This is a genomic window from Natronococcus roseus (genome assembly GCF_043677095.1).
Classification (GTDB): Archaea; Halobacteriota; Halobacteria; order Halobacteriales; family Natrialbaceae; genus Natronococcus; species Natronococcus roseus.
This window is the reverse complement of record NZ_JBHLJR010000005.1, coordinates 292660-305656: the sequence shown is the minus strand read 5'-3', so window position 1 is coordinate 305656 and position 12997 is coordinate 292660. Positions and strand designations below refer to the sequence as shown.

The window sequence follows — 12997 nt, the reverse complement described above, 5'->3', positions numbered from 1 at the left end:
GGCGATTATTCGGGGGCGAGCGCTTTGACGTAGTATGAGCATCGACACACTCGAGGGGCTGTTCGTCTACAAACTCCGCCAGCAGTACTACGTCGAACGGGAACTCGTCGAGACCCTCGACGAGCTGGCGACGAGCGCGAACAACGGGCGGCTGCGTCAGAGCTTCGCCGACCACCGCGAGGAGACTCGAACCCAGGTCGAGCGACTCGAGGCCGTTTTCGAGGCGCTAGACGTCCAGGCGGAGACCCGGGAGGCGCCGATCCTCGACGCGATCGACGCCCAGCGGCGCGGCTTCGAGGCCCAGATCGACGACGAGGACCTGCTCGACACCGTCTACCTCAACGTCGGGCTGATGACCGAACGGGTCGAGATGACGACCTACGAGGGGCTGTCGATGCTCGCGACCGAACTCGGGCTCGACGAGACGGTCAGGGAGCCACTCGAGGCGAACTACGACGAGGAGCAGTCGACTCACGGCGAACTCGACACGCTGGCGGCCGCCTCGGAGATGAAGTCGCTATGGGATCGGTTGACGCCGTCGTAAGGGGTCTCGGCGGCTATCTCAGCCTCGCTCCGCGAGCCAGTCGGCGATCCGGGGCCATCCTCGCTCGTGGGCGACGTCCGCCACGGAGAGCCCGACGTGGCCGGTCGGGAGCTCGACGATCTCGGCCTCGTCACTTCCGATCGCCTCGAGAAACGGAACGCTCGCCTCCCGGGGGACGAACGTATCGTCCTCGCCGAGGACCAGCAGGGTCGGCGCGTCGATCGCCGACAGCTCGACCCGTCGACCGCCGAGCTCGAGCTCGTTCTCGATCAGTCGGTTCTCGAGGAGCAGGTCCCCGACGAACTCGCGGTAGAGCCGCGCCGGAATGTCGGGGCCGCCCTCGACCCACTCGAGTTTCCGTCCCTGTTCCTCGACGGACGCGGAATCCTCCAGTCGGTCCCAGAGTCGAAGCGGCGCGGTGACGGTGTACTCGACCGGCTTCCGGCACGCGAGGCCGACCTCGAGCAGCGGCGTCGGAACGGCGTCGAACACCCTCGCGATCCGCTCGTGATCGTGTCCAGCGGCGAGCGTCCGAAACAGCTCGAGATCGTCCCCGGCACGGAAGTCGATCGGCGGTCCCTGGAGGACGCGATCCGGAAACAGGGCGGCGTAGGCGACGACGGCGGGACGGACGTCGAGTAGCCGAGCAGGTGGACCGACTCGGTCCCCTCGCGCTCGCGGACGGCGTCGACGCAGTTCGCGAGAAACCGGGTCACGTAATCCTCGAGTCCGAGCGAGCGATCGATCGGCGAGGGATCCCCCCAGTCGACGACGTAGACGGGGATCCCGCGCTCGAGGAACCGGCCGACGACGCTTCGTTGCGGCGAGAAATTGAGGATTGACGGATCGTTGATGAACGCGTAGGCGACTACTACTGGCGTCGCGTCGGTCGGCCGTTCCGGATCGTACCATCGGAGTCGAACCAGGTGTTCCTCGTAGACCACGTCGTACGGCGTCTCACCCGGTTCGGCCGCGGCGAGTTGGAGCGTTCGATACGGCGCCTGTCCGAGCTTCCGAGGGGTTCGGACGGCTCAGTTCGTGAGCTGACGCGAGCACTGGAGGGGATCCATCTGTCGTCCGTACTCGAACGATCTACACGCTTGAGCCGCATCCTTGCAGGGTTCGACGCTTCGGAGTCGCGTCGTGGCTAATCCCCGGAGCGCGGGCGACCGGGGCTCGAGGCGGGCGGGGACGACCCGGTCGGCGGCTCGACGACTCCACTCTCACGCCGAAGCCGTCGCTCGGCGCGTCCGGCGAGGTTTTTCAGCAGGATGCGACCCGAAAACGAGAGCCTGTGGCGCAGTTTCCGGTAGTAGACCTCGCCCAGCTCGGCCTCGGGGACGGTCGTCGGCTCGAACGTCGGATCCCGAAGATTGGCGACGCCCTCGCTCAGCAGCGAGATCTGTCGGCTCACGGCGCGGTCGAAGACGTCCCACAGCGTGGCGCAGTCGTCGATCGCGACGTCGTCGTACGCGACGATCTCGCCGCCGTCGATCGATTCGTTCAGCCGCTGGAGCGTGGCGCCACACCGGTCCCGCCCGTCGTGAAACACCGCCGGTGGCCCCATCCCCCGGTAGGATCGAATGTCGGCGGGGTGGAAGCTCAAGACGCCGAATTCGGGTGCCTCGAGGATCGGGCCGCGAACGAGTCCGAAGCCGAAAAGCACCAGCGCGTCACACTCCTCGGCGACGCGGTCGACGACGTCGTCCGGGAACTCGTACCAGGCGCCGTCGGTTTCGGGCTCACACCGGACGTGGTCGGCGTCGGCGAGGACGGCGAGGTTCTCGACCGACCGGCGCCGCCAGAGCGGGCGCTCCTCGCCGATCAGCTTGGCGAGGTTGCGCTCCGCGAGCACGAGCGCCCACGCCCGCTGGCGCTCGAGCAGGTCGACGAACTGTCGGGCGTCCGCTAGCCCGATTCGGTTTCGCGTGTTCCACGCCTCGGGGTCGCCGTCGGCTTTCTCCTCGTTCGTGACGACCAGCGACACCGCCACGTCGTGGTCGGCTTGCAGCCGCTCGAGGGCGCGGACCTGCCACTCGTTGAGGTACGGATCGGCCAGGACCCCGATCGTCTTCGGCCCGGATCGTGTCATGGTACGTTCGTCCGCCCGTCTCCCCCTTAGTTACAGTCCCCGTGCGTTCGGTTACGGGCTCCGAACAGGGGCGGAAACCGGCTCGATACGAACTCGCCGCTGGTGTCCGAAGAGAGGAAAAGACGACGCCGACTACGACTCCGAGAGCAGTTCCTCGACGTACTGCTGTTCCCACTCTCGACGCGCCTCGAGTTCGCGCTTGCCCCGTCGCGTGACGGTGTAGAAGTTCGTCCGTCGGTCGACCTGCCCCTTCTCGACGAGTCCCTTGTCGACGAGCGTGTCGAGGTTCGGGTAGAGCCGCCCGTGGTGGATATCCTTCTCGTAGTACTCCTCGAGTTCCTCCTGGATCGCTAGCCCGTGGGGCTCGTCCTCGCCCTCGATGACGTACAGGAGGTCCCGCTGAAAGCCGGTTAAGTCATACATGTTTCCTCGATTGAGCTATTGATATAATACGATATCGGAATCGACCGATTTCGAATTGGGTCAGCAGTGCTCTCGACCGGACGGTCCAGAACGACGATCACCTCGTGAGGTCCACGTCGGTACCACGACATTCGGGACAGATTCGTTCGCCCCCGACTCTCGGATCCCCGTCGCGAATCCGCCAGTTGAGTTCGTTTGCGCCCCCGCTCCAGCGGCAGGTTCGACACTCGGATTGCATCGGCTTCGGTACGTCGTGTGAGGTGATACCTCTTTTCACACGATGGCGAACCGGTAGTCGGATCGAGACGAACTCGCGAGACGACTCTCACGGGTGCAAGCATCGAGCGCGCACACGGCGAACGGTCGGAACGGACGAACCGGCGACGCCCCCGCAGTGGCGTTGCGGTCGAACGAAACGGGACGGTACCGGGAACCGCTCACTCGGTCGTTGCGTACGGATCAGTCGGTCCGCTCTCCAGTACTTCGAACGACGTCCCCCCGCAGGAACACTGGCGGACACCGATCGGTTCGATCGCTCCGCCGTCCGACTGCCGGACTGCGAATACGTTTCCACACTTCGTACACGTTCCAGCAGCCCTGGTTTTGGACGCCATACACGTTGCATCACCATCAAGTAACATAAGGCGTCCGTGAATACAACCGTAGTACTCGAGTTGTTACTACGGGTGTAACAACTACGTCGTTCGGCGGGCAGATGGCGCGGTCGCGTTCGACTCTCCCTGTCGTCGGATCCGTATAGAGAGGGACGGACGGCGAGGGCAAGCCGGGTCGGTTGAGCCACGCCTCCAGTGGCCACTGAACGTCGTTGCACGCCCGCTCACGAGAGGACGCTCGGGGATCGGGCCGTTTTCGGTCTCCGGGCGCTGTCCGTGGGCAGTGTAAAAAGCGTTCCAGCCGTAGCTGTAGCGGCCGAACGCGCCGAGAAACCGCGCGAGGTGAAGTCCCGCTTCAACTCGCTCCGTGTGGTTCGTATCTGGTTCGTGGTGCGAGGTCGGTGGGATCGAGGGTGAAGGCATGACCTCTGACCGTTAGGGCAGTTCGAATAACTCCCCCACCGACCACCTGGTTCTACTTAGGGTGGTTACAATAATCTTTTTATTAGTTAGGTGTAATAAGAAGTTGCGAGCTGCGACTAAACATACTAGAGGGACCGCCGTTCAACTGCGGACCGATATGTCTCGCGTCAGAGCCACGGATCGGTACGGACGTTTCGACGAACCGACGATCCAGTCGCTCGAGGCGTGAGGTCGGACGCTTCGAAAGAGCAGCGATGGGGGGGAGGGGAGTGGCCGAGGAAACTCACGAGCGATGCCTGTCAGAGGCAGTATTCCACCGGCCATTTCACAAAATAACATACTGGAATAAATACTTTCTGCCCGGAGATACTGACGGTGGACATCGTCTGGAGCGGCGCTATGCTGCCGGGAACGATGCTCGAGACGACGTGAATCTCGAAGAACCGTGGCGAAAGACTGCCTGGCGTCGTCCGGGTTTCGTTCGTCGCGATCGTCTCCGGGTCGGGGCTCGTGATCGTGATGCAACGTTTCGGGCGAATCGGAGCGGAGAACGCGGGCTGTGCGGCGAAGTCGACGGCAACCCAGAGGACACGGCCCCCGTCACCGTAACTCGAGTTCGAACCCCCACGTTCCGTGCTCGCCGTACTCGTGTGCCGCTCGATACGTCCCGGGGTCCGGACACGAGTCCGTCAGCTCCTCGTCGACCGGCGCAATCGCGTACCGCTGTTCGATGGCGTCGCCCGGCTCGAGAACGGTCTCCACTTCGACGTCGTCGCGTGCGATCCGTCGCTCCAGTCGAGCACAGCCCTCCTCGTCGAGCAGGGCGGCGTCGACTTCGTCCGCCAGCCCGATCTCGAACGAGAGCGGATCGATGTCGTCGTCCACCGACGCGAGCGAGAGCGTTATTGCCGGATCAGTTTCGCTCGCGTCGGTCGCCTCACCGAGACAGCCGCTGCCGGACAGCCCGAGCGCGGTGCCGACGCCGGCGAGGACCGTCCGTCTGTTCATGGCCGATATCTGGCAAGTACGGATAAATCCCTTCTTCAAAGTGAAACGGCTGTTTCACTCTTCGGTTCGTCCACTGGGTCGCTCTCGAACGACCCGAACCGTCTCGTCGCGTCGCTCGTGAAAGACCGCGACGCAGTCGGGCGCTCGGTCGTCGAGTTCGATCTCGAGGACGTACTCGACGACGCCGAGACACTGCACGCAAAAGCTGTCCGGTTCGTCGACACCGATCGTTACCTCGAGTGTGTCGCGCTCGTACGAAACCGACTCGAGGACGAGCGCGTGACAGGGCGTCGGCGTTCGGATAACTCCCTCGAGGACGAGCGTGCCCCCGTCGAGCCGAGCCGTCGCCGCGTCGTCCTCGTCGCTCGCACAGCGCTGCTCGCGGCGCTCGATCGACGCCGTCGCGTCGTCCTCTCGGGCGACGACCGCGCCGAACCCGGTCGCGAGCCCGCCCAGCAGCGTTCGCCGTCGCATACTGTACCCGCCTACGGCGCGGGATAAATCGCTTTGCCGTCGTCGGGGGTCGCGCCCGGGGTCGCCCTCGATCTACCGGAGTCGGTGGATCACGCGCAGCAGAATCGAGGTCGCCGTCCCGATCCCGGGGATCCGCGTCGAGAGCGCGGCTGCAGCGAGCAACAGCAGCGCGCTCTTCGGTCGCCCGCGGGCGAACGCGAGCCCCGCGTCGATCACCGTCGAGACGATACTGAGCTTGTTCGCCGACGAGCCGCCGAAACCGCCGTTGCTGGTGTTTGTGGACATCGTACCCCTCGTAGGGGCGCCACGAGGAAATAGTACGCCCCTGAACCTCCAGGCGGAGACCGGACGGCTGGCCGACGCTTCGGTCGCTTTCGCCGAATCCGCTCGCTCCGGTGCATCGATCCAAGTCCGACCCCACGTCGGCACGCCTATTACTGTCCGACGCCGCGTTGGGAGTAGATGAGCGAACCAGCGGAGACCGTCGGATTCCTGGTCGCCGGCGAGCCCTCGCCGGAACAGCGCGCCGCCCTCGAGTGGTGTGCGGCGGCCGGGATCGACGTCGAGACGATCTCACTCGCGGCCGTCGCCGGAGGCGACGGCCGGCTCGCGGCGTACGACGTCCTCTGGTGGCACCGCGCCAAGCCGGCCGACGACGCCGTCGCCGAGGACGCAAGCGTCCCGATCGAGGCGTTTCTCACGGACGGCGGCGGACTCTTGCTGTCCCTGCGGGCGCTCGAGGCCGTCCCCGCGCTCGGGATCGATTCGGTCGGCCCCGACGCCGCGGGAACGGAGGAAGGGACGACGGGCCTGCTCGTGAAGTCGCTGCGCGCCGACCGTCCCGTCTTCGAGGGACTCGAGGGGCTGCGGGTGCCGACCGCCTCGCCGGAGGCCGAGCAGCCGTTCGCGCGCTACCAGGGGATCCTCCCGCATCGGGGTGCCGTCCTCGCGAGCACGCTCCGAACCGACGGGGAACGGCCCCACGAGACCGCGCTGCTCGGCTGGCGGATCGGCGACGGCGACGTCGCCGGGCTCGGAACGGGAGTTCGCTTCGACGGCCCCGTCCCCGTCCCCGAGGCGGCCGCCCGAAACCGGGACCGCCTGCTCCGGAACCTCCTCGCGGTGCTCGGTGGGGGGGATCGACTCCTCGAGCACGATCCCAAGGGAACCCCCGCGCTGTCGGCCGACCGCAAGCGGTTGGCCGACGACCACCACCGACCCCGGTATCACGTCTCGCCGCCGGGCAACTGGCTCAATGATCCGAACGGACTGATCAAGTGGAACGGAACGTACCACGCCTTCTACCAGTACAATCCCGGCGGTCCCCACCACGGCACGATCCACTGGGGCCACGCGGTAAGCGAGGATCTGGTGACCTGGGAGGACCGCCCGGTCGCGCTGACGCCCTCGCCCGACGGACCGGACCGCGACGGCTGCTGGTCGGGCTGTGCGGTCGACGTCGACGGCACCCCGCAGATCCTTTACACCGGGGGCCGGGACGACGTCCAGCTCCCCTGTCTGGCAACCGCAACCGACGACGAGCTGACGGGCTGGGAGAAGTCCCCGGAGAACCCGGTCATCAAGTCGGTCCCCGTCGAGCCGCGGCTTCGCTCGAGCGACCACTGGCGCGCGGAGTTTCGCGATCACAACGTCTGGCTCGAGGGCGGCGTCTGGCACCACCTCATCGGCTCCGGCATTGAGGACGGAGGCGGGACGGCGCTGCTGTACACCAGCGAGGACGACGACTTCACCGACTGGACCTACGAGGGGCCGATCCTCTCGGGTGAGGCCGAGACGGACGGCGTGATCTGGGAGTGTCCGGAGCTGCTCGACCTCGGCGAGAAACGGCTGCTGCACGTCTCGAACTACGAGGAGGTCCGGTACTACCTGGGCGAGTACGCCGACGGCTCGCTCGAGGTCGAACGAACGGGACTGCTCGACCACGGCGCGTTCTACGCGCCCCAGTCGCTGCGCGACGACGGCGGCCGGTGGCTCACCTGGGGGTGGATCAAACCCGATCGGAGCCCCGAGGCCCAGTGGGACGCGGGCTGGTCGGGCACCCTCTCGCTGCCCCGCGAGATCGACCTCGACGAGGCGGGTCGGCTCCGACAGCGCCCCGCGGCCGAGCTGACCGCGCTCCGGGAGGAGCGCGGCTACGACGGCTCCCCGGCCCTCACGGACGAACGCCACGACCTTCCCCTCGACAGTCGGTCGTTCGAGCTCCGGGCCGAGATCCGACTCGACGACGCCGACGAGTGCGGGCTCGTCGTGCGGGGATCGCCCGACGGCGAGGAGGAAACTCTGCTGCGGTACACCCGCGAGAGCGACCTCGTCGTCGACCGGTCGGCGTCGACGACCGACCACCGGGCCTCGAGCGAGCCGATCTCGATGCCTGTCACGCCGGTCGACGAGAGCCTGTCGCTGCGGCTGTTCGTCGACGGCTCGGTCCTCGAGGTGTTCGCCAACGAACGCCACTGCCTGACGACGCGGATCTTCCCGACCCGACCCGACAGCGACGGCATCGCGCTGTACGCCGTCGACGGACGGGCCGTTTTCGAGGATCTCGAGGTGTGGACGATGGGATCGGCCTGGCCGGACGTCGGGGCCGAATCGGAGCGGGAGTCGGAGCGCCCGGTCGGTCCGGAGAACTAGTACTCGCCGCCGCCGTCCCCGCCGCGGTAGGAAGCGAGTAGCGAGGGGAGTTCCTCGCGGGGCAGCGGCAGGTGGCCGTGATCCAGCACGCCGAGCACCCGCGTCTCGGCGCCGTCGACGCCCAGCCGAACCGTCGGGGCGAGGGTGCCCCCGAACCGACGCTGCTGTTCGTCGTCGGGCAGATGCGCGACGTCGTCCAGCGAGAGCCCGCGCAGGTCGTAGTAGTTGAAGAAGCTGCTGACGAGGATCTCCTCGCGGTGGGGATAGGCCAGCCAGGAGTAGGTCTGGAACGGCGCGCTCTCCGGATTGGTGAGCACGAGCCCCGACTCGTTCAGCGGGACGTACTCGCCGTGCAGCGAGTCCGCGACGAACCCGTACAGCGCGTCGTACCCCTCGAGCCCCTCGGCGAAGGTGTGCTCGTGACTCGAGAGGAAGAGGTAGTAGCGACCGTCCTGGACGACGACGTGCGGACGCTCGAGCTCCTGGTTCGTCCCGACGCCCTCGAGGATCGGCGACTCGAGTTCCCACTCGGTCGGATCGCCCGACGGCGAGACGGCAATCCCGACGCTGCCGTTGAAATTGAGGTGTTCGGGGTCGGCGTCGTACCGGTCGCTCTCGAGTTCGGGATCGGGAACCGGCGTGTTGGCCTCGAACAGCAGGCAGGTCTCGCCCGTCGCGGGATCCTCGAAGAACCAGGGGTCGCGGAACGTGTAGATCATCCCCCGGGATTGCTCCTCGCGCTCGTACTCGGTGCCGTCGGGCTCGAGCAGGATCTCGTGGTCGAACGGCCCCGAGATCTCGAGGCCGTCGTCGTCGTCGGCCTCGACGGTCCCCCCTGACCCGACGGCGAGGCGCTGGGTGTAGGTGAGGTCGGTCTCGTCACGGGTTCCCGAGGCGGTGTAGTAGAGGTACAGCCGGCCGTCGTCCGCCGCGGCCCCGCGACGGTCGTACAGCGCCGAGCCGGCCCACTGGCGCGAGCCGAACGCGGCGCCCTCCTCGAAGACCCTGCCGCCGCAGGTCCACTCCCGGCCGTCCCGCGAGTAGAAGTACCGGATCGTCGCCACGTCGTGGCGCTTGCCCGGCAGGAGGTCGGCCGGCGCCGTCAGCGAGAAGATCACGCGGTAGCCGTCGATCTCGGCGATCGTTCCGTCGCGGTTTCGAAGGAGCCAGGTGTCCCAGATGTGCAGGTCCGGATCGATATCCTCGGCGGGCGGGTAGACGACCGGCGCGAGCGTCTCCTCGCTGCGCCGGATCGCGGCCGCCTGCGAGCGCGTCCACCGCGAGATCGTCCGCTTCTCACGAGCGGACCGTGGGTCGTCGTGCATGCCGTAGCGTCCGCGAGCACGGTAGAAAAACGATGTGAACTCCGGCCGTTCTCGAGCCAGCCTACTGGTTGTCGAGTTCCGACTCCTCGCCGGGCGTCTCGGCGTCGTCCCGCGGCACGTCGATGCTGTCCGGGCTCTGGCCCATATCCTCGCCCTCCTGGATCGCCTTGGCCTCCTGTTCCATCTCCTCGACGTTCATCTCGAGCTCCTCGTCGATCTCGCCGAGGATCTCGCTGATGTCGTCGAGGCCGATCAGCTCGCGAGTTTCGTCGTCGAAATCGAGGCTCTCGAGCTGGCCGTCCTGTTGCTGGACGTCGCTCCCCGAGAGATGCTTGCCGTAGCGTCCGACCATCGACGTGAGCTCCTGGGGCATGACGAACGTCGTCGACTCGCTCCGGCCGATCCGTTCGAGCGTCTCCATTCCCTGATCGATGATGGCGCGTTCGCCCATCGATTCGGCGGATTTCGCCCGCAGGACCGTCGAAATCGAGTCACCCTGCGCCTCGAGGATCTGGCTCTGCTTCTCGCCCTGGGCGCGGATGATGTTCGACTGCTTCTCACCTTCGGCCTTCTCGACGGCGCTGCGGCGTTCACCCTGTGCCTCGAGGATCATCGCGCGACGTTTCCGTTCGGCGGAGGTCTGCTGTTCCATCGCGCCCTTGACGTCCGGCGAGGGCGTGACCTCGCGGACCTCGACGCTCTCGACGCGGATCCCCCACTCGTCGGTGGGTTCGTCGAGCTCCTGGCGGATTCGCTCGTTGATCATCTCCCGGCGGCTGAGCGTGTCGTCGAGCTCCATGTCGCCCAGGACCGCACGCAGCGTCGTCTGGGCGAGGTTCGAGACGGCGTTCTTGTAGTCGTCGACCTCGAGGAACGCCCGCTTTGCGTCCATCACGCGGATGTAGACGACGGCGTCCGCAGTAACGGGCGAGTTGTCCCGGGTGATCGCCTCCTGGGTCGGCACGTCGATCGTCTGGGTCCGCATGTCGAACGTGTAAACCCGCGAGACGAACGGCGGCACGATGTTCAACCCCGGCTGAAGCAACTTGCGGTACTCTCCGAAGACGGTCAGTGCACCCCTGTTGTAGGCGTCGACGATCTCGACCATCTGCCAGACCGTGATGGCCGCGACCGCGAGCACGAGGGCCCCGATGAATAGCATCGGATCGATCCCGGGATCCTCGAGCTGTAGGACTGTCGCCACCAGTTCGTTCATACTCGAATCAGGGGTTCCGTTCGAATAACTCTTCGTTCAGGAATATGTGAGAGAGTACCACTTTCCGGACGAGCTTGCCGGTATCGTCCGATTTCCACCGGCGGATCCGAGTCGCGAACCGGCGCGGGTCACTCCTCGGTAGTCGTCCCGCTCGCACGCAGGACGTTCGCTCGAGTTCGGCTCGACCCGTAGCCGACGCCGCGCCTTGGGAAGCAGGCACAACCCTTTCCGGTAGCGCTACCGTTGCTGGACGTATGAACGAACGGCTACTGGTTCCGATCGACGACTCGGATCCCGCTCGAGCGGCCCTCGAGGAGGCGACGGAACTGTTTGATCCCAAAGAGATCGTCCTGTTGCACGTTCTCGAGCTGGACGAGGTCACCTACGGCGCGGCCGGCGCCGCGGCGGACGGCATTCGGGAGGAACGCGAGGAGGAAGCCCGGGAGCTGTTCGACGACGCGCGGCGAACGCTCGGCGACGACGTCTCCGTCGAGACGGTGCTCGAGACGGGCGATCCGTCGTCGGTGATCGTCGACGTCGCCGAGTCCACGAACGTGGATCACGTCGTCATGGGGAGCCACGGACGGTCGGGACTCTCCGGAATCCTGGTCGGCAGCGTCGCCAAGAACGTCATCGGGAACTCGCCGGTCTCGGTGACGATCTCGCGACCGTAGCGATCGGTTCCGCCCTGTCGATCCTCGTTTTCGCTTCGCCTCGGCCCGATGGCGGCTGTCGGACCGACGCGCGCTCGTTCGAACGCCAACCGGCTCGCTCGAGAGCCCGCTCGTTTCTCGGCTCGTCGAAACGGTACCGTCTGGATCGTCCGAAACGATCGGCGATCGGTCCGCCGATTCAGTGCATCGCGGACTCGTCGATCTCCTCGGCGGGTTCGGGACCGAAGAACTTCAGCAGGACCGAGACGCCGACGCAGATCGCGCTCAGTCCGGCGATCACGACGAACCCTCGAGCGTAGCCGATCTCGCCGTAAATGTCCACAAACACGCCGAGGATCGGAAGCACGAGGAGGGTTCCGGCGCCGCCGATGCCCCCGATCCAGCCGGAGGCGCCGCCGACGGCGTCCGGCACGTATTTCGGGACGAGTTCGAACACCGCGGCGTTCGCGACGCCCATCCCGGTACCCAGTACCATCATCCCGACGAAGGCGGGGATTACGGCCTGGGAGACGGTGGCGATACCGGCGCCGATCACCATCACGGCGAAGCTGACGGCGGCGACGTTCTCGCCGCCGAACCGGTCGCTCAGGCTGCCGCCGGGAATTCTGACCAGCGAGCCGTAGACGACGAAGACACCGGCGAACAGCCCAGCCATCGAGAGCGTCATTCCGTGAAAGAGGTTCCAGTACGTCGGGTACCACGTCGTCAGCGCGGTGAAGCCGCCCCCGTAGGAGACGGTGTAGAGGAAGACGAGCACCCAGGTCCAGCGGTTCGTCGAGGACTCCTTCAGCGAGTCCCAGGTGCCGCCGCCAGGGAAGACCTCCTGGCCCATGTCCTCGGCGACGCTCTGTGCTCGGTCGCTGTCGAGTCCCCTGTCCAGAAGCTGGAAGTAGTACGGGTTCGCGCCGTAAACGAAGTACAGTGCGGTCGCGGCGAGCATGAAGACGAGCCAGCTCGAGTACGCGAGCGCCAGTCCCGCGACGCCGATGAGGAAGGGGATGACGGAGTTGATGATCCCCGGACCGATGTTCCCGGCGCCGCCGAAGACGCCCATCGCGAACCCCTGTTCGTCCTCGGGGAACCAGTAGGAGGTCTGGGCGATGCCGACCGAGAACGTCGCGCTGCCGGCGCCCGCCAGAATCCCGAATACGAGCAGCGGGACGTAGAGGTGGGAGCCGAAGTTGTCGGGGTAGAACAGAAACAGCGTCGCGACCAGTCCCACGAACCCGACGAGCGTCATTCCCAGAAGGATGAGAATGGGCTTTCGCGCACCGATGTCGTCGACCCAGGCGCCGAAGGGCACCCGGAGCACTACCTTGCTGATGTGGGGCGACGACAGCAGCAGTCCCAGCAGCGCCCCGGAGATCCCGAGCGCCTCCTGGAACGTCGGTCCCGCCACGCCGTAGAAGGCGATCGTGGTGAGTCCGGCGAAAAACGACAGCGTCGCCATGATCAATCCCCGTCTGGGACTCCCGGAGAGATCGTACTCGTCACTGTGTTCCGCGTCCTGAGTCATATGCGCACACAAAATTGTCTGCATAAGAACAATTCT

The 12997-nt window shown here is 66.2% G+C and carries 14 protein-coding genes; 5 read left to right on the top strand and 9 right to left on the bottom strand.

From position 1 onward, the window contains the following. The first annotated feature begins 34 nt into the window (after positions 1–34). Positions 35–544: a YciE/YciF ferroxidase family protein gene (locus ACFEMD_RS15545; protein WP_394742039.1), complete on the top strand. Its 510-nt coding sequence runs from the start codon at positions 35–37 to the stop codon at positions 542–544. 18 nt (positions 545–562) lie between these two features. On the opposite strand, the gene ACFEMD_RS15540 is transcribed toward ACFEMD_RS15545, so the two are convergent. Continuing rightward, complete coding sequence (locus tag ACFEMD_RS15540; RefSeq protein WP_394742037.1) at positions 563–1036, bottom strand: hypothetical protein; 474 nt, start codon at positions 1034–1036, stop codon at positions 563–565. A gap of 21 nt (positions 1037–1057) precedes the next feature. Between ACFEMD_RS15540 and ACFEMD_RS15535 the strand changes: the two genes are divergently transcribed. After that, positions 1058–1186: a hypothetical protein gene (locus tag ACFEMD_RS15535; RefSeq protein WP_394742034.1), complete on the top strand. Its 129-nt coding sequence runs from the start codon at positions 1058–1060 to the stop codon at positions 1184–1186. Positions 1187–1194: 8 nt separating this feature from the next. After that, the gene (locus ACFEMD_RS15530; RefSeq protein ID WP_394742032.1) at positions 1195–1386 is read left to right on the top strand and encodes a hypothetical protein; all 192 of its coding nucleotides are present in this window, start codon (positions 1195–1197) and stop codon (positions 1384–1386) included. A 305-nt stretch (positions 1387–1691) separates the two neighbouring features. On the opposite strand, the gene ACFEMD_RS15525 is transcribed toward ACFEMD_RS15530, so the two are convergent. The 5 genes from ACFEMD_RS15525 to ACFEMD_RS15505 form a co-directional block, all read right to left on the bottom strand. Continuing rightward, entirely contained in the window at positions 1692–2636 is a 945-nt protein-coding gene (locus tag ACFEMD_RS15525) for a formyltransferase family protein (protein WP_394742030.1), read from the bottom strand. 132 nt (positions 2637–2768) lie between these two features. Then, the gene (locus ACFEMD_RS15520; protein ID WP_005559536.1) at positions 2769–3059 is read right to left on the bottom strand and encodes a PadR family transcriptional regulator; all 291 of its coding nucleotides are present in this window, start codon (positions 3057–3059) and stop codon (positions 2769–2771) included. Between the two features lie 1637 nt (positions 3060–4696). Next, complete coding sequence (locus ACFEMD_RS15515; protein WP_394742028.1) at positions 4697–5104, bottom strand: hypothetical protein; 408 nt, start codon at positions 5102–5104, stop codon at positions 4697–4699. Positions 5105–5158: 54 nt separating this feature from the next. Next, positions 5159–5578, bottom strand: a complete 420-nt coding sequence (locus tag ACFEMD_RS15510; RefSeq protein WP_394742026.1) for a hypothetical protein — start codon at positions 5576–5578, stop codon at positions 5159–5161. 72 nt (positions 5579–5650) lie between these two features. Continuing rightward, positions 5651–5863: a hypothetical protein gene (locus tag ACFEMD_RS15505; RefSeq protein WP_278292737.1), complete on the bottom strand. Its 213-nt coding sequence runs from the start codon at positions 5861–5863 to the stop codon at positions 5651–5653. 177 nt (positions 5864–6040) lie between these two features. Between ACFEMD_RS15505 and ACFEMD_RS15500 the strand changes: the two genes are divergently transcribed. Beyond that, positions 6041–8230 carry a GH32 C-terminal domain-containing protein gene (locus tag ACFEMD_RS15500; RefSeq protein WP_394742024.1) on the top strand — a complete coding sequence of 730 codons (2190 nt, stop codon included), beginning with the start codon at positions 6041–6043 and terminating at the stop codon, positions 8228–8230. Here ACFEMD_RS15500 and ACFEMD_RS15495 read toward each other — a convergent pair. Both ACFEMD_RS15495 and ACFEMD_RS15490 read right to left on the bottom strand, forming a co-directional pair. Further along, entirely contained in the window at positions 8227–9555 is a 1329-nt protein-coding gene (locus ACFEMD_RS15495; protein ID WP_394742023.1) for a glycoside hydrolase family 68 protein, read from the bottom strand. The genes ACFEMD_RS15500 and ACFEMD_RS15495 overlap by 4 nt on opposite strands. Before the next feature lie 61 nt (positions 9556–9616). Then, positions 9617–10771, bottom strand: a complete 1155-nt coding sequence (locus ACFEMD_RS15490; protein WP_394742020.1) for an SPFH domain-containing protein — start codon at positions 10769–10771, stop codon at positions 9617–9619. Between the two features lie 254 nt (positions 10772–11025). On the opposite strand from ACFEMD_RS15490, the gene ACFEMD_RS15485 reads away from it, so the two are divergent. Then, positions 11026–11445 (top strand): universal stress protein, encoded by a 420-nt coding sequence (locus tag ACFEMD_RS15485; protein ID WP_394742018.1) that lies wholly within the window; start codon positions 11026–11028, stop codon positions 11443–11445. Between the two features lie 178 nt (positions 11446–11623). On the opposite strand, the gene ACFEMD_RS15480 is transcribed toward ACFEMD_RS15485, so the two are convergent. Continuing rightward, complete coding sequence (locus tag ACFEMD_RS15480) at positions 11624–12961, bottom strand: MFS transporter (RefSeq protein WP_394742017.1); 1338 nt, start codon at positions 12959–12961, stop codon at positions 11624–11626. Between the last annotated feature and the right edge of the window lie 36 nt (positions 12962–12997).

Excerpts from the sequence above, each read along its gene's own strand:
- ACFEMD_RS15545 (WP_394742039.1), top strand. The coding sequence starts at position 35 with ATGAGCATCGACACACTCGAGGGGCTGTTCGTCTACAAACTCCGCCAG.
- ACFEMD_RS15525 (WP_394742030.1), bottom strand. The coding sequence starts at position 2,636 with ATGACACGATCCGGGCCGAAGACGATCGGGGTCCTGGCCGATCCGTAC.
- ACFEMD_RS15520 (WP_005559536.1), bottom strand. The coding sequence starts at position 3,059 with ATGTATGACTTAACCGGCTTTCAGCGGGACCTCCTGTACGTCATCGAG.
- ACFEMD_RS15515 (WP_394742028.1), bottom strand. The coding sequence starts at position 5,104 with ATGAACAGACGGACGGTCCTCGCCGGCGTCGGCACCGCGCTCGGGCTG.
- ACFEMD_RS15510 (WP_394742026.1), bottom strand. The coding sequence starts at position 5,578 with ATGCGACGGCGAACGCTGCTGGGCGGGCTCGCGACCGGGTTCGGCGCG.
- ACFEMD_RS15505 (WP_278292737.1), bottom strand. The coding sequence starts at position 5,863 with ATGTCCACAAACACCAGCAACGGCGGTTTCGGCGGCTCGTCGGCGAAC.
- ACFEMD_RS15500 (WP_394742024.1), top strand. The coding sequence starts at position 6,041 with ATGAGCGAACCAGCGGAGACCGTCGGATTCCTGGTCGCCGGCGAGCCC.
- ACFEMD_RS15495 (WP_394742023.1), bottom strand. The coding sequence starts at position 9,555 with ATGCACGACGACCCACGGTCCGCTCGTGAGAAGCGGACGATCTCGCGG.
- ACFEMD_RS15490 (WP_394742020.1), bottom strand. The coding sequence starts at position 10,771 with ATGAACGAACTGGTGGCGACAGTCCTACAGCTCGAGGATCCCGGGATC.
- ACFEMD_RS15485 (WP_394742018.1), top strand. The coding sequence starts at position 11,026 with ATGAACGAACGGCTACTGGTTCCGATCGACGACTCGGATCCCGCTCGA.
- ACFEMD_RS15480 (WP_394742017.1), bottom strand. The coding sequence starts at position 12,961 with ATGACTCAGGACGCGGAACACAGTGACGAGTACGATCTCTCCGGGAGT.